This window comes from Phytohabitans kaempferiae, assembly GCF_042433955.1.
Classification (GTDB): Bacteria; Actinomycetota; Actinomycetes; order Mycobacteriales; family Micromonosporaceae; genus Phytohabitans; species Phytohabitans kaempferiae.
Genome location: NZ_JBHLUH010000009.1, coordinates 265,157 through 284,819, shown reverse-complemented (window position 1 = coordinate 284,819; position 19,663 = coordinate 265,157). Strand labels below are relative to the sequence as shown.

Below are 19,663 nucleotides of genomic sequence, written 5' to 3'. Positions count from 1 at the left end.
CCGGCCAAACCGCGTCGCGTTCAACGGACGGGGAACACGTGGCCCCGCGTGGTGGCGGTCACCTTCCGGTTGTGCGTGTAGGTGTCCACACCGGACACCAGCACCGCGCCGTAGTCCTTCAGGCTGACCTTGCCGCCGTACTCGTCCACGTCGTCCGTGTCGGGGTAGATGGCGACCGAGGTCGGCACGTACCGGCCGGCGAAGCCGAGGCGCATGCCCTTCTCCGGAGAGGTGTGCGGCTTGGACGCGTGCATCATCGTCGACCAGAACAGGATCGCCTCGCCCGGCCGCATGATCATCGAGACCGCCCGCTCCTCCGGCGGCCGCCAGTTCGGGTCCTTCTGGAGCTGCCGGTAGTCGTACCCGTAGAAGCCGCGGTTGACGCCGTCCTTGTCCTGAGCGTTGATCTTGTCGGGCTGGTAGTGCATGTTCTTGGTCTCGTCGTAGAACATCGTGCGGTGCGTGCCGGGGATGAACTGGAGGCACGCGGTGTCCTCGCTGGCCTCGGTGAACGCGGTCCACACGGTGATCGTGCCGCCGAACTCCTTCTCCGACTCCGGCCAGAGGATCTGCGGCTTGCCCGAGGCGAACGCGAACGTGTCGGCCTGGTGCCAGTCGGTGCCCTCGTCGCCGGGGTACTTGGGGAAGAACTCGCTGCGCCAGCAGAGCACGTTCGGGCCCAGCACGGCGGTGACCCGGTCGACGATCTCCGGCTTGCAGATGTGGTCGGCGAGGAAGGTCGAGTCGAGGTGGCGGTCGTAGTTGGCGATGTTCGTGTTGCCGGCCTGCGCGTCGCCCTCGTCGTAGACGGCGCCGGTCCGGTCCATCAGCCGCAGCCGCTCGCGCCGCCAGAGGCGCTTCATCTCCTCTTCCTCGTACACCTTGAACGGGCCGAGGTAGCCGCGCTCGTGGAACTGGGCGACCTCTTCCGGGCTGGGGGTGAAGCTCTGCTGAATCGTGTTCGTCATCTCAATCCCTCGCCGTCACCGGTTCCTGACTCTGCACCTGCTGCGCCACGAGCCCCGACAGCGTGTCGATGCTCGCCTCCTCCAGTTCGGCCACATCCACGTTGATGCCGTACTTGTCGTTGACCTGGGCCACGATCCGGATGAACGCCAGCGAGGTGGCGCCCTGGTCGAAGATGTCGATGGAGGGATCGACGTCGCGCTCCAGTTCGGTGCGCATGATGTCCGTGATCGTTTGCCGGACGTCCGCCACCGGGACGCCGGTGTTCGGCAGCGCGGTCATGGCCGTCGCCTCCAGGGGTTACTTTCCCAACGCATCGCGATCCACCTTTCCTTGCAGCGTCATCGGAATCTCCGAGACGACCCTGTAGACGGACGGCCGGAGGTGCCTTGGCAACCGCGCCAGCGCGTGCCGCTCCGCGGCGGTCGCGAGTCGCGCCTCGGCCTGCTCGCCGGTGCCGGATCCGCGCGCCGGCAGCAGGTACGCGACCAGGCGCACGTCGCCGTCACCGAACTCCCGCGGTACGACGACCGCACGCGCGACCTCCGGCAGGCCGGCCAGGCACTGCTCGATCTCGCCCGGCTCGATCCGGAACCCCCGGATCTTCAACTGGTCGTCGACCCGCCCGAGGTACGTCAGCTCGCCGCCGGGCGGCCGCACCGCGCGGTCCCCGGAGCGGTAGAGGCGTTCCTCGCCCCGCTCGGTCAGCGCGGTGACGAACCGGTCCGCGGTCAGCTCCGGCCGGTTCAGGTAGCCCCGCGCCACCCCACCGCCGGCGATGTACATTTCCCCCGGCACGCCGTCCGGCACCGGCTGGCCGTCGCCGTCCATCAGGTACACGCGAAGGTCGGGGATGGGCACGCCGATCGGGCTCGTCCCGCTCGCCCCCAGGTCCGCCGCGGTGATCGGCCGGTAGGTGCAGTGCACGGTGGTCTCGGTGATGCCGTACATGTTGACCAGGGCGGGATGGCGGTCGCCGTGCCGCTCGATCCACGGCGCCAGCATCCGGGGCTCGAGCCGTTCGCCGCCGAAGACGACCAGGCGCAGGGCCGGGCCGAGGAGCGCGCCGTCGCCGTTTCCCGCTGTGGCGAGCACCGTCAGCAGTTGGTGGAACGCCGACGGGGTCTGGTTGAGCACGGTCACCTGCTCGGCGCGCAGGAGCGCGGCCAGCCGCGCCGGCGAGCGGGCGGTGTTCTCGGGGAGCAGGACCAGCCGGCCGCCGTACAGCAGTGCGCCCCAGACCTCCCACACCGAGAAGTCGAAGCTGAGGGAGTGGAACAGCGCCCAGGTGTCCCGCTCGTCGAAGTGGAACCACGGGTCGGTCTGCTCGAAGAGCCGTACCAGGTTGCGGTGTTCGACGGTGACGCCCTTGGGCTTTCCGGTCGAGCCGGAGGTGTAGATGACGTACGCGAGGTTGGCGCCGGTCGCCTCGGCCGGCGCGATCCGCGTGTGGCCCGGGTCGGCGAAGATCCCGTCCCCGTCGATCGTCACGACCGCCGCGTGGCGCCCGGCGAGCACCTCGGCCGTCCCCGGCCCGGCCACGACGATCGGCGCGGCGCAGTCGGCCAGCAGGTAGTCGACGCGCTCGGCGGGGTAGCTGGGGTCGATCGGCACGTAGGCGCCACCGGCCTTGAGGATGCCGAGCATGCCGACGATGGCCTCGGGGCCGCGCCGCGCGCAGAGCGCCACCATGACGTCCGGCCCGACGCCGAGGTCGACCAGGTGGCTGGCGAGCCGGTCGCTGCGCGCGTCCAGCTCGCCGTAGGAGATCCGCTCGTCCACTGTAGACAGGGCGATGCGCTCCGGGTTCTCGCGAGCCCGTACCCGGAAGATCGTGTGCAGGCAGCTACCCGGGAGCACCACGGATTCCTTTCGCCGGCTGTGCACCTCACGCTAGGTACGGCGAGATCGGCGCTGGAGTCACATGAAAGAGCGACCGGCCGACTGTCCTCGATTCACGTGACGCACCGGCGACCACGGGGCTCGATAGCGTGGCTGCCATGTTGGCGGACCGCAGCCTGGAGTCTGAGCGGCATGGAGCCTGAATTCCTGCCCGATACGCTACTGGTCCGGGCCGACCGGTCGCCGGACGTCGTCGCCTACGAGTGCGTCGACCCGCAGGGCCCCGTCACCACCTTGACGTACGCGCAGGTGGCCAGCCGCGCCTCGGCACTCGCCGCGCGGCTCGCCACCGCCGAGGACGGACCGGTCCTGCTCGCCTGCCCCGCCGGGCTCGACTACGTGGTGGCCGTCTTCGGCGGGTTCCTCGCCGGGCGGCCGGTGATCCCGGCCTTCCCGCCCGGCCCGTCGTCGCGGCCCGACCGGGACCGGCTCGCCGGCATCGTCGGCGACGCCCGCCCGCCGGTCGTCGTGGCGCCCGAGCGGTACCCCGAGATCACCACGCCGACCGCGCTGACCGTGCCGGGCGCGGAGGCGGACGGCACCACGCCGGCCCGACCGCGCCGGGTCACCGGCGACGACGTCGCGGTCATCCAGTACACCTCCGGCAGCACCGGGCAGCCGCGGGGCGTGCTGGTACGGCACGGGAGCCTGGCCGCCAACACCGTGTCCATCGCGGAGAAGTTCCGGCTCGGCCCGGAGTCCCGCGCGCTGACCTGGCTGCCGCCCTTCCACGACATGGGCCTCGTCGGGGGCCTGCTGACGCCGATGACCGCCGGCATCCCGATGCGCGTCATGCAGCCCGGCCACTTCCTCAAGTCGCCGCTGTCGTGGCTGCGCCAGATCAGCGAGACCGGCGCCACGCACACCGGCGGCCCCAACTTCGGGTACGACCTGTGCCTGCACCGCGCCCGCGGCGACGAGGACCTGGCCGGGCTGGACCTGTCCCGGTGGCAGGTGGCCTTCAGCGGCGGCGAGACGGTACGGCACCGCACGCTGGCCGCGTTCGCGCGGCGGTTCGCGCCGGCCGGCTTCCGCGCGGAGGCGTTCCTGCCCTGCTACGGCCTGGCCGAGGCGACGCTGATCGTCAGCGCCGGCCACTGGTCCGGTCCCTCCGCCGACGGGGACGCGGTGGTGAGCTGCGGTACGCCGGTGCGCGGCCAGCGGGTCGCCATCGTCGACCCCGAACAGCTCTCCACAGTGGACGAAGGCGCGGAGGGCGAGATCTGGATCGCCGGTCCGAACGTCACGCCCGGCTACCTCTCCGGCGACACCGGCGACCTCTTCGGCGAGCTGGACGGGACGCGCTACCTGCGTACCGGAGACCTCGGCCACCTGCGCGGCGGCGAGCTGTACGTGAGCGGCCGGGTCAAGGACGTCATCGTCTACCGGGGCGTCAACCACCACGCGGTCGACGTGGAGGCGGCGGCGCTGGACGCGGTCGGCCGGGTCGGCCGCACCGCGGCGGCGTTCCTGGTCGAGAGCGGAGCCGAGCCGCTGCCCGTGCTCGTGCTGGAGGCACACGGTACGCGGGACGAGGCGCTCGCGACCGAGGTGCGCTCGGCGGTGCTCTCCCGGACCGGGCTGCGCCTGGGCCTCGTCGCGCTGGTGCCGCCGCGCTCGCTGCCCCGTACGACCAGCGGGAAGATCCGGCGCTCCGCCACGCGCGACGCCTTCCTGGCCGGCGCCTTCGACGGCGCGGTGCTGAGCGACCGGGCCCCGCTCGCGGCGCTGGCCGAGGGGCGTGCGCAGGCCGCCACGGCGACCGAGCTGGCCACGCTGGTCTGCGGGATTCTCGCCGCGATCTGCGAGGTCGGCGACTGCCGCCCCACCGACGACCTGGCCGATCTCGGGGTCGACTCGGTGCGCGCGGCGGAGGCGGCGGCCGTGCTCGAACACGCGCTCGGCCTCACGGTGCCGCTGGAGACCATCCTCGCCGTCTCGACGCCCGAGGAGGCGGCGGACGCCCTCCTGCGAGAGTGGCGCGACCAGGGGCACGAGCCGGCATACGTACGGGATCGCATGGTCATGGCGCAGAGCGGCGCGGGAGTCGTGTGATGGATCTTGTCGTGGGACGCAACCTCGTCCAGCGGTGGCGGGCCGGGAGCGAGAGCGCGCCGACCGCGCCGGGCCCCGCCCCGATGACGAAGGCGCAGCGCGGGGTCATGGTGTTCGAGCGGCTGCGCCCCGGCACCGCCGTCTTCAACCTGCGCTTCGCCGCCCGGCACACCGGCCACCTCGACGAGGACCGGCTGGACGCCGCGCTGGCCCGGCTGCTCCGCCGGCATCCGGCGCTGCGCGGCACGTTCGTCGAGGGGGACGCCGGACCGGTCCGGGTCGTCCGGGACGACCTCACCCTCCGGACACAGTGGACGGACCTGCGGCACCTGCCTCCCGCGGAGCGCACGGCGGCGGCGCTCGACCACGCCGCGCGGGCCGCGGCCCAGCCGTTCGACCACGCGGCCGGGCCGCTGGTGCGTGTACACGGCATCCGGCTCGCGGACGACGAGCGCGTCCTCGTCTTCGTCGCCCACCACCTGGTCTGCGACGGCGGCTCGATGCGGGTCCTGCTGGCCGAGCTGGATCCCGCGTACCGGGGCGAGCTGGACGGTGTGGCCGTCGATCCGGTGCCCGCGACCGCCGACCCGCGGGCGCTCGACTACTGGCTCACGCACCTCGCCGACCTGCCCGAGCTGGACCTGCCGACCGACCGGGCGCGGCCGGTGCTGCCGACCTTCGCGGCCGGCTCGGTGCCGCTGGCGATGCCGCCCGAGCTGGTCGCGGCGGCCGAACGGCTGGCCCGGAGCGAGGGGACGACCCTCTTCACCGTCGTCCTCGCCGCGTTCCAGCTTCTCCTCGCCCAGCACAGTGGACAGACCGACTTCGCGGTCGGTTCGCCCGAGGCGGGCCGGTCGCGGCCGGGCCGGCACAGCGCGGTCGGCCTCATCTCCGACATGCTCGTGCTCCGCGCCGACGTGAGCGGGCGCCCCTCCTTCCGCGACCTGGTCCGCCGGGCCCGGGCCACCTCGCTGGCCGCGCTCGCCCATCGCGGTGTGCCGTTCGAAGACCTGGTCGGCGCCCTCGCGCCGGGGCGCCACGTCGACGGCTCGCTCGTGCGGGCGAGCATCGCGTTCCAGGGCGACTGGGGTACGCCGACGCTGGCCGGGGCGCCCCTGGAGCAGGTCGTCGTCGCCCGCCCCGGCATCCGCTACGACGTCGACCTGCACCTGTGGCGGCACGAGGGCGGGCTCTGGGGCACGTGGGACTACAGCGCGGAGACGTTCGAGCCGGCCACGGCGACCTGGATGGCCGAGCGGCTGCCAGTGCTGCTGTCCCGCGGGCTGGCCGACCCGGACACGCCCGTCGACCGGCTCGACCTGATCACCGACCGGGAGCGCGCGCTGCTCGCCCGCTGGCAGCTCGGCCCGGTGACCGACGACCCGGACGTGAGCCTTGTCGACCTCTTCGCGGCGACGGTGGCCCGGATCCCGGACGCGATCGCCATCGAGGACCCGCGCCGCGTCCTCACGTACCGGCAGTTGGACGAGCGCGCCAACCAGCTCGCGCACCACCTGCGCGGTCGCGCCGTCGAGGCCGGTGACGTGGTCGGCATCCGGCTCGGCCGCTCGGTGGACCTGGCCGTGGCCATGCTCGGCATCATGAAGGCCGGCGCCGCGTACCTGCCGCTGGACCCCGCGTATCCGGCCGACCGCACCGACTACATGCTCGGCGACAGCTCGGCCCGGCTGGTCGTGACCGACGCCGAGCTGGCCGCGCTCGACCGGGAGCCGGTGTCCCCTGTGGACATCGGGCCGGTGCCGCCGGGCCGGCTGGCGTACGTGCTCTACACCTCCGGCTCCACCGGCCGCCCCAAGGGCGTACTGCTCACGCACCGCAACGCGGTGCCGATGGTGCGGTGGGCCGGTTGCACGTTCTCGCCCGAGCAGATGTCCCGCGTGCTGGCGTCCACGTCGATCTCCTTCGACGTGTCGGTCTTCGAGTTCTTCGCGACGCTCTGCGCGGGCGGCACCGTCGTGGTCGTGGACAACGCGCTCTCGCTGCTCGCCGACCCGCCGGACGTGACGCTGGTCAGCGCCGTACCGTCGGCGGCCCGCGCGCTCGTCGCGGCCGGTGCGCTGCCACGGAGCACGCGGATCGTCGGCCTCGGCGGCGAGGCGGTCACCGGCACGCTGGTCGACGACCTGTACGCCACCGGACACGTCGAGGCGGTCTACAACCTGTACGGCCCGACCGAGGACACCACGTACTCGACCCACGCCGTGCTGCTGCCGCGCGAGCAGCCGCCGCCGATCGGGGCGCTGCTGCCGCACGGGCGCGGCTACCTGCTCGACGGGGCGCTGCGGCCGGTCCCGGTCGGCGCGGTCGGCGAGCTGTACCTGGCCGGTCGCGGGCTCAGCCGGGGCTACGTCAACCAGGCCGCGCTCACCGCGTCCCGGTACGTGGCCGACCCGTACGCCGAGACGCCCGGCGAGCGCATGTACCGCACCGGCGACATCGCCCGCTACCGGTCCGACGGGGCGCTGCTCTACCTGGGCCGCCGCGACTTCCAGGTAAAGGTGCGGGGGCAGCGGATCGAGCTGGGGGAGATCGAGACCATCCTGGGGCGGCATCCGCGGGTCGGCGAGGCGGTGGTCTCGCTCCAGGACGGCCGGCTCGTCGGGTACGTGACGGCCAGCCAGCCCGGCGCGCTCGACCTCGACGACGTCCGGGCGTACCTGCGGCGCACGCTGCCGGTCGTGATGATCCCGAGCAGCCTGCTCCTGCTCGACGCGCTGCCGCAGACCCCCAACGGCAAGGTGAACCGGCTGGCGCTGCCGGCACCGGACGCTCCGGTCGCGGTCGGCGGCGAGCCCCCGCGCGGCGGCGACGAGGAGTTGGTCGCCGAGGTCTGGCGGCAGGTCCTCGACCTCGACACGATCGGCCGCGACGACGACTTCTTCGACCTGGGCGGCGACTCGCTCAAGGCCGGCGAGGTGCTCAACCGGCTGCGCGAGCGGGCCGGCCGGAGCCTGCCCCTGCGGATGGTCTTCGAGAACTCGCGGCTGGCCGACCTCGCCGCCGCGCTGCCCACGCCGGAGACCCCGCTCGCCGGGCACGCCGTACCGCCACGGGCGCCGGGCGCGAAGCCGGTCCTCTCCTTCGAGCAGCAGCGCACCTGGCTGGAGTGCCAGTTCAAGGCCGGCGCCGCCTACAACGTGCACGGCCGGCAGTGGCTGCGCGGCCCGCTCGACGTACCGGTGCTGGAGCGCGGAATCCGGGAGATCGTCGCCCGGCACGAGAGCCTGCGGACCACGTTCCCCCTCGTGGGCGGGCTGCCGGTGCAGCGCGTGACCGACCCCGACCCGTCCTGGCGGATCACCGTGGTCGACCTGTCCGGGCTCGGCGCCGGCGCGGCGACCGAGGCCGGGCGCCTCGCCGACGAGCAGGCGGCCACCGTGTTCGACCTGCGGACCGGCCCGCTGTTCCACTGCCTGCTGGTGCGGCTGAGCGACACCGAGCACCTGCTGAGCATGACCGTGCACCACATCGTCTCGGACGGCCGGTCGGTCGGCCTGATCCTGCGCGAGCTCTCCGCCCTCTACCGGGCCGGTGGCGACGCCGAGCGGGCTGGGCTGCCGCCGCTGCCGGTGCAGTACCTGGACTACGCGGTCTGGCAGCGCGAGACGCTGACCGGCGAGCGCCTGGCCGCGCCGCTCGGCTACTGGCGCGACCGGCTCGCCGGGGCGCCGCCCGCGGTGGCGCTGCCGACCGCCCGCCGGCGGCTGCCCTCGCAGGGCGCGGTCGGCGGCAAGGTACGGGCGACGCTCGGCGCCGACGAGGTGGCCGCGCTCCAGAAGCTGTGCCGCGTGCACGGGGTGACCCCGTTCATGGCGATGCTCGCCGCGCTGGCGACCGTGCTGCACCGCTGGTCCGGCCAGGACGACCTGGTCATCGGCGTACCGGTGCACACGCGCGCGGCCGCCGGCACCGACGCGCTGGTCGGGCTCTTCGTCAACACCGTGCCGCTCCGCGTCGAGCTGGCCGGCGCCCCCGCGTTCAGCGAGGTGCTCGACCGGGTCCGGCGGACCGCGGTCGAGGGGTACGTCAACTACGGCGAGACCCCGTTCGAGGTGCTGGTCGGCGAGCTGCGCGCGGTGCGCGACCCGTCCCGGACGCCGCTGTTCCAGGTGCTGCTCAACATGATCGAGGACGCCGACGACGAGTGGCGGCTGCCCGGGATCGCGGTGGAGACGCCGGACCTCCCGCCGCAGCCGAGCAAGTTCGACCTCAACCTGGACGTGCACCACCACGGCGACGACTACCGGCTCGACCTCATGTACCACGCCGAGCGCTACGCCGAGCCGGCGATGCGCGCCCTCCTCGACCAGCTGGCGGCGGTGCTCGCGGCGGCGGCCGACGACCCGTCCCGGGGCGTCCTGGAGTACGAGCTGGAGGCCCCGACCGAGGACGAGGAGCCGGCCGCCGCGCCGGCCGGGAGCTTCGGCCTGACCGCCGCCGACCGGGTCGCCGTCGTGACCGGCGACGCCGGCCTGGCCGCCTGCGCGCACTCGGCCGCGCGGGCCGCGGGCGCCGCCGTGCTCGTGGCCGGCGCGGCGACGGCTGGCGACCCCGGGGCGCTGGTGAGCTGGCTGCGGGAGACGGACGCGACCGCGGTGTACCTCGCCGCGCCGCCCCTGCGGTCGCTGGCGCCGCACGAGGCCGGCGTCGCACTGCCGAGCCTGCGGCACGCGTTCCTCGACAACCGGGGCGACCTGACCGCGCACGACGTGGCGCTGGTGCGCCGGCTGGCGCGGGGCTGCCGCGTGGTCGCCGTCCACCGCACGCCGGGCGGGGACGCGCCGCTGGCCGCCTACGAGGTGCCGGCCGCCTGGTCGCCGTCGACGGCGCCGCTGCGGATACCGGTCGGCCGGGAGCTGGCCGGCGTCCCGGTGGCCCTGCGCAACCAGGCCGGGCAGCCGGCCGCGGTCGGCGAGGTCGCGGAGCTGTTCGCCGGCGCCGCCGGCACCGGTGTGCTCGTCCGCCGCCGGCACGACCGCGTACTCGAGTTCGCCGGGCCGGTCGGCGCGGGCGGCCCCGGCACGCCACCGGGCGACCCGCTGGAGACGGTCGCGGTGCTGCGCGATCTGCCCGACGTGTCGGACGCGGTGGTGACGGTCGCCGGGGACGCCGCCGGCGCGCCGGTGCTGGCCGCGTACGTGACCAGCCGGGGCGGGCCGGTCGACCTCGGCCGGTTGCGCCAGCGCATGGTGACCCACCTGCCGGAGTACCTGATCCCGCGCGACGTGGTGACAGTGGACCGGATCCCGCTCACGCCCGGCGGCGACTACGACCTGGCCGCCCTGCCCCGCCCGGCCGGCGAGCCGGCGGCCTGAGGAGCCTGGCGTGAGCAGCCCGCCCGCCGAGGAGCGGGTCGACCGGATCCTGGCCATCGCGCGCCGGATCCTGGCCGAGCCCGGCATCACCGCCGACGACGAGCTGACCGAGCACGGCGGCACGTCGCTGTCGATCGTCAGGATCGTGGCCGAGACGAGCCGCACCCTTCACCTCGACATCAACCCGCGCGACCTCGACGGGACGGTCACCGTACGCAACCTGGCCCGGGTCGCGACGGCCGCCGCGTAGGCGCCGCTCTGGTGAGGCTCCGCGGAAGGAGAAGGCATGGACCTGCGTACTCGGCGGCCGGCCGGTACGGCGGACCGGGACACCGCCCTGGCCGACCTGGTCGACGCCGTGCGGCAACTGGAAGGGCTGACCGCGCAGGTCGGCCCGTTCGCGCTCGGTTCGGAGGTGTGCGACACCGCGCCGGAGGTCGTCGCCGCCGTGTGCCGCGCGCTGGACGTGCCGCTCACCTTCGACGCGCCGAGCCGGGGCCGGGAGCGGGACCACGCCGTCGTCGCGCTGGGGGCGGAGATCCAGCGGGCCCAGCGCGCGCCCGGGCTGGCCGGCCTGGACCCCGCGGACGCGGCCGCCGAGGCGCGGCGCCGGTACGAGCGGGAGGAGGCCGGCCACCGGTGGCACGCCGTACGCCGGCCGGACGGAACCACGGTCACGGCGGTGGAGGCGGGACCGGCGGACGCCCCCTGCGTACTGCTCTCGGCGCCGTGCGGCATGGGCTACCGGCTCTCGCTGCCGTGGCTGGCCGCGCTCCGCTCGTCGTACCGCTGCGTGATCGTCGAGGCGCGCGGCACCAGCGGGCGGATCGCCGACCCGGCCGACTTCGACCGGCGCGGCTACGGCGTCGGCGACCAGGTCGGCGACCTGCTGGCGACCGTCGACGCGCTCGCCACCGGACCGGTGCACCTGATGGGGCTCTGCGCCGGCGTGGCCGTGGCGCTGGAGGCGGCCGCGCGGGCGCCGGACCGGGTCGGCTCGCTCAGCCTCTGGCACGCCGACCTGGAGCTGGGCGCCGAGGCGGAGAAGACCGACCACCAGGTCAACCTGCGCGCGATGCTAGACCTGGGCGGCGAGTCCCGGGACACCGCGGCCTGGCTCCGCGACAAGCTCACCGCCGGCCAGATGACCGGGGTACCGGAAGGGCTGGGCCCGCTGGTGGTCCGCCCGTACGCGACGGCCGAGCTGTTCTACCGGTACGCCAAGCTCACCGGCGCGACGATGCACTGGGACTCCCGGCCGACCGTGGCCCGCGTGTCGCAGCCGTGCCTCGTCGTCACCAGCGCGGACGACAGCACCGCGCATCCGGCCGGCTCACGGTGGCTGGCCGCGACGGTGCCGGGCGCGCGGCTGGTCGAGGCGGAGCACGGCCACCACCTGGACGCGTTCCGGGCGACGCCGGCGCAGGTCTCCTGGCTCACGTCGTTCCTCGTGTCCTGACGTCGTTCCTCGTGTCCTGACGTCGTTCCTCGTGTCCTGACGTCGTTCCTCGTGTCCTGAGGTCGTTCGCGCCTCGACCGGGGCGGCGGTCGCCGCCCCTCAGCTCCGCTCGATCTCGGCGAGCAGGGCCTCCAGGTCGTCGAGGCCGGCCTGCTCGGCCTGCGCGCGGATCACGAGCCGCGCCAGCTCGTCGACCGTCGGCGACTCGAACACGTCGCGGACCGCGAGCTGTACCCCGAAGGTGTCCCGGACCCGGGTGATCAGCCGGGTCGCGAGCATCGAGAAGCCGCCCAGCTCGAAGAAGCTGTCGTAGATGCCGACCTGGTCGATCTCCAGCAGCTCCTCGAGGATCGTGGTGAGCTGCCGCTCCATCGGCGTGCGCGGCGCGGCGTACGCGTCACCGTCCACCGCGTCGCCGGTCGGCCGGGGCAGGGCCCGCAGGTCGTAGCCGCCCCACGGGGTGCGCGGCAGGGCGTCGAGCACGAACAGGTGGCGCGGCACCAGATAGTCGGGCAGGCGCGCCTTCACGTGATTGTGGACGGTCATCGTGCCCAGCTCCGGGTCCGGCCCGGCCACGTAGCCGATCAGCGTCGTGGTGCCGTCCGGGGCGGCCTGCTCGGTGACGAGCGCGTCCCGGACCCCGGGCACGTCGCGCAGCGCGGAGACGGTCTCGATCGGGTCGACGAGGGTGCCGGTCGCCGCCTCGCCCGCGTACTCGATCCGGCCGTCCGGCCACCGGCGGCCGAGGTCACCGGTGCGGTCCGGGCCGTACCAGATCTCGGCCAGCTCGCCGACCGCCGCCGGCTGCCCGGCGGGGCGCAGGAGCGCGACCGGCACGCCGGGCAGCGGGACGCCGAGCGGGACGCGCAGCGGCGCGTTCCGCACCTCCAGGTCCGGCGGGGCGTCGTAGAAGGCGAGCGGCCGGCCGTCCGCGGTGACCCGGTACACGCTGACGCACCGGCAGCCCGGCACCATCTCCCGTACCGCCTCGACGTCGTGCGGCAGCAGGTCGCCGGCGTTGTCGACGACCACGCACCGCAGCGCCGGCAGGTCCGGTGCCGGGGTCCGCGAGGTCAGCGCGCGCAGGATCGGGGCGTCCACGTACGCGACCGTGATGGCGTTGTCACGCAGCCAGTCGGCGAGCCCGCCGGAGTCGCCGGCGAACGAGCGCTCCGGGATCACCAGCGTCCCGCCGGCACCGAACGCGCTGCCCAGGGCCGAGATCAGGTGGCCTGGACGGCTGCACAGCACCGCGAACCGGTCGTCCCGGCCGAGCCCGAACCGCTCGACCGCCCAGTCGCCGGGCACGGCGCCGGGGTCCGGGGGAGCGGGCGCCTCGTCGCCGGCCGGCAGGATCAGGCTCAGGTCGACCGTGTCGGCGGCCGGCTCGCCCGCCGGGCTGGCGTCCAGCACCGTGGAGAGCCCGAGCGGGCCGGTCAGCGCCGGGTCGTCGGTCTCGATCACCGTGCAGGTGACGCCGGCCTTCGCCGCACCGGTCAGCACGGCGACGAAGCCGGCGGTCGGCCGCCGTACGACGCCGACCCGGTCGGCCGCCGTGACCCCGCGCTCCGCCAGCACCTCGGCGACCCGGTCGGCGGCCTGGCTCAGCCACCGGTAGCTCCACCGGCCGGTGCCGTCGGCGACCGCGACCAGGTCGGGATCGGCGGCGTGCCGCGCGGCGGCGAGGTGCGGCGCCGGGGCGGGGGGCTCGGGAGCGCCGGCCGCGGCGGGCTCCTCGGCCGGCTGTTCGAGCAGGCGCGCCGCCGGGTCCGAGGTCGCGGCGCGCAGCAGCGTACGCAACTGCTCCAGCAGTACCCGTCCGGTCGCCAGGTCGCAGCGGTCGGCGGGGAAGTCGAGCTTGAGCCGCAGCACCCCGCCGGACTCCTGTGCGGTGAAGGTCAGGTCGTACCGGCTGAACAGCGACGGCGTGTCCATCGGCTCGATGGCGAGTTCGTCGACCTCCTCGGCCTCCGGGCTGCCGACGACGTTCAGCACCACCTCGAACAGGGGCGTGCGGCGCGGGTCGCGGGCGATGTTGAGGTCCCGGACCAGCTCGTCCATGGGGGCCTCGGCGTGCGCGTACCCGTCGAGCGCCACGCGGCGGACGCGTTCGAGCAGCGTGGCGAAGGGCGGGTTGCCGGAGAGGTCCACGCGGATCGGCAGCATGTTGATGAAGAAGCCGATCAGCCGGTCGGTGACGCTGTTGGTGCGGCCGGCGACGGGAACGCCGATGACGATGTCGGTCTGGCCGGACCAGCGGCTGAAGATCGTGGCGAGCACCGCGTAGAGCACCATGAACGAGGTGACGCCGTGCGTGCGGCACAGCGCGTGCAGGGCCGCTGTCTCCTCTGTGGACAGTTCGGCCAGCACCTGGCCGGCCTCGGCGCGCATGGCGTTGGTCCGCCGCTGCACGGTGGGGAGCGCGAGGACCCGCGGCGCGTCCCGCAGGTGGCGGCGCCAGTGGCTGACCTGGTGTTCGAGCGCGTCACCGGTGAGCCAGCCGCGCTGCCACACCGCGTAGTCCCGGTACTGCACCGGCAGCGGGGCGAGCCCGGCCCGCTCCGGGTCGCCGCCGGCCCGGTACAGCGCGGTCAGCTCGCGGATGAACAGGCCGATCGACCAGGCGTCGGAGACGACGTGGTGCATGGTGACGCCGAGTGCGTGCTCCCGCTCGCCCATCCGGATCAGCAGGCAGCGGATGAGCGGGCCGGTCGTGAGGTCGAACGGCGTCATCAGCTCCTCGTCGAGCAGGCGCCGGGCGGTCCGGTCGACGAGGTCGTCCGCGCCCTGCCCGCGCAGCCCGGTGAGGTCCCTGACCGGGATGTGCCAGTCGCCGTCCGGGGCGTCGACCACCTGCACCGGTTCGCCGTCGGTGGCCGGGAAGCGCGTCCGCAGCGTCTCGTGCCGGGCGAGGATCGCGCGGATGCTCGCCTCGAAGGTCGGCACGTCCAGCGTCCCGACGATCCGCCGCCGCCCGTGCACGTTGTAGATGACGCCGGGCAGCAGTTGGTTCTCCATCCAGAGCCGCTGCTGGTCGAAGGAGAGCACCGGGCGGGCGTCGGCCGGGCGCGTCCGCAGCGCGTTCGGCCGGGTCGCCGAGCGGGCCGCGAACGACTTCGCGGCGACCGCCGCCGCGAGCCCGGCGACCGTCCGCGACTCGACGTAGTCGGCGACCGGGATGTCGACGCCGATCGTCTTGCGGATCCGCGCGACCACGCGTGGCGCGTGCGCGACGTCGCCGAGCGCCAGCAGGCGGTCCTGCACGTCGATGTCGGTGCGTCCGAGGACGTCGCCGAGGATGCCGACGATCGCGTCCTCGTACGGCGTGCGCGGCGGCAGGGACCGTTCGCCGTACATGTCCGGCAGCTCGTCCGGGCCGCGGTCGTCGGGTTCAGCGGGGGAGGTCACCAGGAAGGGACGCGCCATATCCGAACACTAAGGTCGGGCCATCGCGGGCGGTTGTCACGCAAAAAGGGGTGTTCACCGGCTCAGGCGGGGGTGAACCGGACCGGCAGGCGGGCGTAGCCGTGCAGGAAGTTCGACTGCATCAGCTCCGCCGGGCCGGCCGCCTCGCAGGCACTGAAGAGATCCAGCGCGTGGCTCAGCGTCGCCCGCATCTGGGCCCGGCCCAGCCCGGTGCCGGGGCAGCTGTGCGTCCCGGCGGCGAAGCCGATGTGCGGGTTCGGATGCCGGTGGATGTCGAACGTGTCCGGCGACGCGAAGACCGCCTCGTCGCGGTTGGCCGAGCGGGGCCAGACCACGACCGGTTCGCCGGCCCGGATCCGCCGGCCGGCCAGCTCGACGTCGCGGCTGGCGACCCGCGCGAGGTGGCGTACCGGGTTGGCCCACCGTACGGCCTCCTCGACCGCCAGCGGCACCGCCTCGGGCTCGGCGCGCAGGGCCTGGAACACGTCCGGGAAGCGTGTGAGCGCGTGCACGAGGTTGGTCAGCAGGCTGCGGGTCGTCGTCGTACCGCCGATGGCCAGGTTGAGCGCGTTGAGGATCGCCTCGCCGATGGTGAGGCTGTCCCGGCTGTCGGTGCCCGCGACCATCCGCTGGACGAGGCTCTCCGCGCCGGAGCCGCGCCGGGCCGTACGCAGCAGCTTGGCGAAGTAGCCGAGCAGCTCGCCGTTCGCCTGTTCGGCCTCGTCCCGCAGCGTGGCCGGCGCGTCGGAGGTCGTGTCGGAGAGGAAGACCCGCGACGTGCGGGACGTGATCCACTCCAGGTCCTCCGGCGGCAGCCCGAGCAGCATGCCGGCGGCGTAGGTCGGTATCCGGGCGGCGACGGCCTCGACGAAGTCGACCGGCTCACCGCGGTCGCGGACGCCGACGAGCAGCTCGCGGACGTACGCGTCGACCATCGGCGCCAGGTCGGCGACCACGCCGTCCGCGAAGAAGGCGCCGATGCCGCGGCGCAGGCGGCGGTGCTCCGGCGGGTCGGTGACCTCGACCATCATGCCGCTGGCCGGATCCTGCTCGGTCCGCAGGCTGTCGAGCGTCATGCCGTGCGTGGCGGAGTAGCTGGCGGAGTCGCGGTAGACCTGCCGGGTCTCGGCGTACCGGATCACCGCCCAGAAGCCGGGGCGGCTCTTCGGGCCGTGCCAGAAGACCGGATGCTCCGGCCGCAGCTCCGCGAAGACCCGGTCGTGCGTGGCCATGCGCGCCGGATCGGGATCGACCAGGTCGATGTCCGGGATCGGGTCGGTGCGGTCGAGCACCGGGCCGGGAGAGGCACTCGTGGCGGTCATCCGGGCACCACCGGGACGCGGCGGCGATCACGCGAGGCGGGAATGACGCTCATGCCCGAAGCATTCCGCCGCGCGTGCCGGTGGGCACCTCCCCGCTTCCGGGGACAGCCCACGTCAGGCGGCGGGCGCGTCCGGATCGGCGCCGGCCTCGGCGAGCAGGCGCACGTACTCGTCCGCGAGCCCGGCGACCGTGGCCTCGTCGAAGAGTTGCGTGGCGTAGTCGAGCCGGCCGTCGACGCCGCCGTCCGGCCGCTCGGTGAGGTGGCAGCAGAGGTCGAACCTGGTCCCCGGCGGGTCCGGCAGCGGGAAGCCGGCCGGGTCGGCGGGGATCCCGTGGAGCGCGAAGAGGACGTCGAAGAGCGGGTTGCGCCCCGGCGCCGGCACGGTCTCGGTCGTCGCGACGATGTCCTCGAAGGGGAGCACGGCGTGGTCGACGGCGGCGAGCGTGGCCTCGCGCACGCGGGCGAGCAGCGTGCCGAAGCTGGGCCGGCCGCCGAGGTCGACCCGGACCACCGCGGTCTCCTCCAGCATGCCCACGACGGCCTCCAGCTCGGGCCGGTCCCGGCCGGCGACCGGCACGCCCACCGCCAGGTCCGTACCGCCGGTGCGGCGGGCCAGCAGGGCGTAGAAGCCGGCCAGCAGCCCCATGAACGGCGTGGCGTCGTGGTCGGCCGCGACCTCCTGGAGCGCGCGTACGGCCGCCGGCGGCACCGCGAACCGGACCGTGCCGGCGCGCCAGTCGCGCGTGGCCGGGCGGGGCCGGTCGGCGGGAAGCTCGGCGGTGTCGAGCCCGGCCAGCGTGGTACGCCAGCGGTCCAGGTGCCGGCGCGCGGCGGGGCTGGCGGACAGCTCGCGCTGCCACTCGGCGAAGTCGCCGTAGCCGAGCGGCGGCGCGGGCACGGTGCGGCCCCGGTACGCGGCCCGCACCTGGCTCGCGATCAGCTCGCCGGAACGGTCGTCGGCGGCGATGCGGTGCGCGACCATCAGCAGCAGCGCGCCGTCGTCGCCGGGCCGGCGCACCAGGCGCACGCGGACCGGCGGCCCGGCCGCGAGGTCGAACGGGCGGGCCAACTCCGCCGCGAGGATGGCTCGCGGGTCGCCCTCCTCGACCGCCAGCCGGATCGGCGCGGGCGGCTCGACGACCGGCACCGGCAGCCCGGACTCGTCCTGGTCGTACCGCGTGTGCAGGATCGCGTGGCGGGCGAGCAGGCCGGTGACCGCCGACTCCAGCGCGGCGAGGTCGAGCGGGCCGGGCAGGCGCACGACCACCGGCGCGTTGTCGGCGGTGCTCTCCGGCGCCGACCGCTGGTGCAGCCACAGCCGCCACTGCGCGGCGGAGAGCCGTGGGCCGCGCCCGCCGGGCAGGGCCAGGGGCTGCGGCTCCGGGGCGGCGTCGGCGTCGAGGAGCGCGGCGAGCCCGTACACGGTGCGGGTCTCGAAGAGCGCGTTGATCGGGACCTCGGTCGCCAGCTCCTCGTTGAGCCGCAGGATGATCTGGACGGCGCGGAGCGAGTCGCCGCCGAGCGCGAAGAAGTCCTCGTGCGCGCCGACGGTCGGCCGCTCCAGCACCTCGGCCACGATCTTGGCGATCCGCTCTGTCATGCCGCCGGCCCGCGCGTCCGCGGCCGGGGGCGCGGCGGGCTCCGCCGTACCGGTCGGGCGGGGCGACTCGGCGGGGGCGGGCAGCGCGGCGCGGTTCAGCTTGCCGTTCGGCGTACGGGGAAACTCGTCCAGGACCACGAACTGGGCCGGGATCATGTACGCCGGCGCGGAGCGGGCCAGGTGCAGCTGGAGCCGCCGCGCGTCGGGCGGGTCCGCCGGGTCGGCCGGGCGGATGTAGCCCACCAGCCGGGTCGCCTCGTCGGTCTCGCCGAACGCGCGCACCGCCGCCTCGGCCACCTGCGGATGCCGGGCCAGCAGGTGCTCGATCTCGCCCGGTTCGATCCGGAAGCCGCGGATCTTGATCTGGTCGTCGCTCCGGCCCAGGATCTCGATCCGCCCGTCCGGATGGCGGCGCGCGACGTCGCCGGTGCGGTACAGGCGGCTCCCCACGACCGCGGCGTAGGGGTCGGCCACGAACCGAGCGGCGGTCAGGGCGGCGCGGCCGAGGTAGCCGGCGGCCAGTCCCGTACCGCCGATGTACAGCTCGCCGACCGTCTCCGGCGGCACCGGCTGGAGGTGCTCGTCGAGCAGCCGCAGCGAGGTCTCCCGGACCGGATGGAACCGGGCCGGCGTGCCGCGCTCGTACCGCGTGACGGAGGACCAGACCGTGGTCTCGGTCGGCCCGTACAGGTCCCAGAGCACGACCTGGTCGCCGAGCAGCCGGTCGGCCAGCTCGGCCGGCAGCCGCTCGCCGCCGCAGAGCACCGTGAAGCCGGGCGGCGGCGACCAGCCGGCCTCCAGCAGCAGCCGCCAGGTGATCGGCGTCGCCTGCATGACCCGCGCGCCGGTGCTGGCCAGCAGGGCGGCCAGCCGGCGCGGGTCGCTCGTCTCGGCCTGCCGCGCGACCACGACCCGGCCGCCGGTGGTCAGCGGCAGGAACAGCTCCAGGCCGGCGATGTCGAAGGAGACCGTGGTCACCGCCGGCAGCACGACGTCGTCGGGCAGCCCGGGCCGCTCGCGCATCGACTGGATGAAGTTGGCGAACGCACCGTGCGTCACCATGACGCCCTTGGGACGCCCGGTCGAGCCGGACGTGTAGATCACGTAGGCGGCGGAGCCGGGGGCGAGCGCGGGGGAGGGGAGCGGGCCGGTGCGCACCGCGACGTCGGTGAGGTGGAGCTGGGTCGCCACGCGCAGGCCACGGGCGCCGGCCGCGTCCGCCGTCACGAGCACGCGGGCCCCGGAGTTCTCCAGGATGTAGTTGAGCCGGTCGGCCGGATGCTCGGGATCCAGCGGCACGTACGCCGCGCCGGCGAGCTGCACGCCGAGCAGCGCCGGGACCAGGTCGACACCGCGCGGCACCGCCACCGCCGCGAGGTCGCCCGGCGCGACGCCGGCCTGGCGCAGGTGCTCGGCCACACCGTGGGCCTCGGCGAGCAGCTGCGCGTACGTCAGCCGGTCGCCCGCCGACTCGACCGCCACCGCCTCCGGCGACCGTTCCGCCTGGGCCCGGACGAGGTCGGGCACGGTGGCCACGACACCGGGCTCCACTGTGGCGACTGGGCTGTGGGCGGGACTCTGGCTGCCGGTCACGG

Annotated in this window: 10 protein-coding genes; 4 read left to right on the top strand and 6 right to left on the bottom strand. The window is 74.7% G+C overall.

Features of this window, described 5'->3' with window-relative positions:
• Positions 1 to 20 precede the first annotated feature (20 nt).
• Genes ACFFIA_RS07980 through ACFFIA_RS07970 form a run of 3 tightly spaced genes read right to left on the bottom strand, consistent with a single transcriptional unit; the run spans position 21 to position 2,826 of the window.
• Positions 21 to 968 (bottom strand): chlorinating enzyme, encoded by a 948-nt coding sequence (locus tag ACFFIA_RS07980; RefSeq protein WP_377247800.1) that lies wholly within the window; start codon positions 966 to 968, stop codon positions 21 to 23.
• Between the two features lies 1 nt (position 969).
• Positions 970 to 1,248, bottom strand: coding sequence for an acyl carrier protein (locus ACFFIA_RS07975; protein WP_377247797.1), 279 nt, complete (start codon positions 1,246 to 1,248; stop codon positions 970 to 972).
• A gap of 18 nt (positions 1,249 to 1,266) precedes the next feature.
• The gene (locus tag ACFFIA_RS07970; RefSeq protein ID WP_377247794.1) at positions 1,267 to 2,826 is read right to left on the bottom strand and encodes an amino acid adenylation domain-containing protein; all 1,560 of its coding nucleotides are present in this window, start codon (positions 2,824 to 2,826) and stop codon (positions 1,267 to 1,269) included.
• Positions 2,827 to 3,000: 174 nt separating this feature from the next.
• On the opposite strand from ACFFIA_RS07970, the gene ACFFIA_RS07965 reads away from it, so the two are divergent.
• Genes ACFFIA_RS07965 through ACFFIA_RS07950 form a run of 4 tightly spaced genes read left to right on the top strand, consistent with a single transcriptional unit; the run spans position 3,001 to position 11,718 of the window.
• Positions 3,001 to 4,923 (top strand): non-ribosomal peptide synthetase, encoded by a 1,923-nt coding sequence (locus ACFFIA_RS07965; RefSeq protein WP_377247791.1) that lies wholly within the window; start codon positions 3,001 to 3,003, stop codon positions 4,921 to 4,923.
• Positions 4,923 to 10,259, top strand: coding sequence for a non-ribosomal peptide synthetase (locus ACFFIA_RS07960; protein WP_377247788.1), 5,337 nt, complete (start codon positions 4,923 to 4,925; stop codon positions 10,257 to 10,259). The genes ACFFIA_RS07965 and ACFFIA_RS07960 overlap by 1 nt, the downstream gene beginning before the upstream one ends.
• 10 nt (positions 10,260 to 10,269) lie before the next feature.
• On the top strand, positions 10,270 to 10,509 hold the full coding sequence (locus tag ACFFIA_RS07955) for an acyl carrier protein (RefSeq protein ID WP_377247785.1): 240 nt from the start codon (positions 10,270 to 10,272) through the stop codon (positions 10,507 to 10,509).
• Positions 10,510 to 10,545: 36 nt separating this feature from the next.
• Positions 10,546 to 11,718, top strand: a complete 1,173-nt coding sequence (locus tag ACFFIA_RS07950; RefSeq protein WP_377247782.1) for an alpha/beta fold hydrolase — start codon at positions 10,546 to 10,548, stop codon at positions 11,716 to 11,718.
• A gap of 99 nt (positions 11,719 to 11,817) precedes the next feature.
• On the opposite strand, the gene ACFFIA_RS07945 is transcribed toward ACFFIA_RS07950, so the two are convergent.
• The 3 genes from ACFFIA_RS07945 to ACFFIA_RS07935 form a co-directional block, all read right to left on the bottom strand.
• On the bottom strand, positions 11,818 to 15,144 hold the full coding sequence (locus ACFFIA_RS07945) for a condensation domain-containing protein (protein ID WP_377247779.1): 3,327 nt from the start codon (positions 15,142 to 15,144) through the stop codon (positions 11,818 to 11,820).
• A 62-nt stretch (positions 15,145 to 15,206) separates the two neighbouring features.
• A complete protein-coding gene (locus tag ACFFIA_RS07940; RefSeq protein WP_377247776.1) occupies positions 15,207 to 16,466 on the bottom strand; it encodes a cytochrome P450 in 1,260 nt (419 codons plus the stop codon).
• Positions 16,467 to 16,580: 114 nt separating this feature from the next.
• Positions 16,581 to 19,661: a non-ribosomal peptide synthetase gene (locus ACFFIA_RS07935; protein WP_377247773.1), complete on the bottom strand. Its 3,081-nt coding sequence runs from the start codon at positions 19,659 to 19,661 to the stop codon at positions 16,581 to 16,583.
• Positions 19,662 to 19,663 lie beyond the last annotated feature (2 nt).

What these genes read in the sequence shown, in the direction of transcription:
- ACFFIA_RS07975 (WP_377247797.1), bottom strand. Translation starts at nt 1,248, where the DNA reads ATGACCGCGCTGCCGAACACCGGCGTCCCGGTGGCGGACGTCCGGCAA.
- ACFFIA_RS07940 (WP_377247776.1), bottom strand. Translation starts at nt 16,466, where the DNA reads ATGACCGCCACGAGTGCCTCTCCCGGCCCGGTGCTCGACCGCACCGAC.
- ACFFIA_RS07965 (WP_377247791.1), top strand. Translation starts at nt 3,001, where the DNA reads ATGGAGCCTGAATTCCTGCCCGATACGCTACTGGTCCGGGCCGACCGG.
- ACFFIA_RS07980 (WP_377247800.1), bottom strand. Translation starts at nt 968, where the DNA reads ATGACGAACACGATTCAGCAGAGCTTCACCCCCAGCCCGGAAGAGGTC.
- ACFFIA_RS07950 (WP_377247782.1), top strand. Translation starts at nt 10,546, where the DNA reads ATGGACCTGCGTACTCGGCGGCCGGCCGGTACGGCGGACCGGGACACC.
- ACFFIA_RS07960 (WP_377247788.1), top strand. Translation starts at nt 4,923, where the DNA reads ATGGATCTTGTCGTGGGACGCAACCTCGTCCAGCGGTGGCGGGCCGGG.
- ACFFIA_RS07945 (WP_377247779.1), bottom strand. Translation starts at nt 15,144, where the DNA reads ATGGCGCGTCCCTTCCTGGTGACCTCCCCCGCTGAACCCGACGACCGC.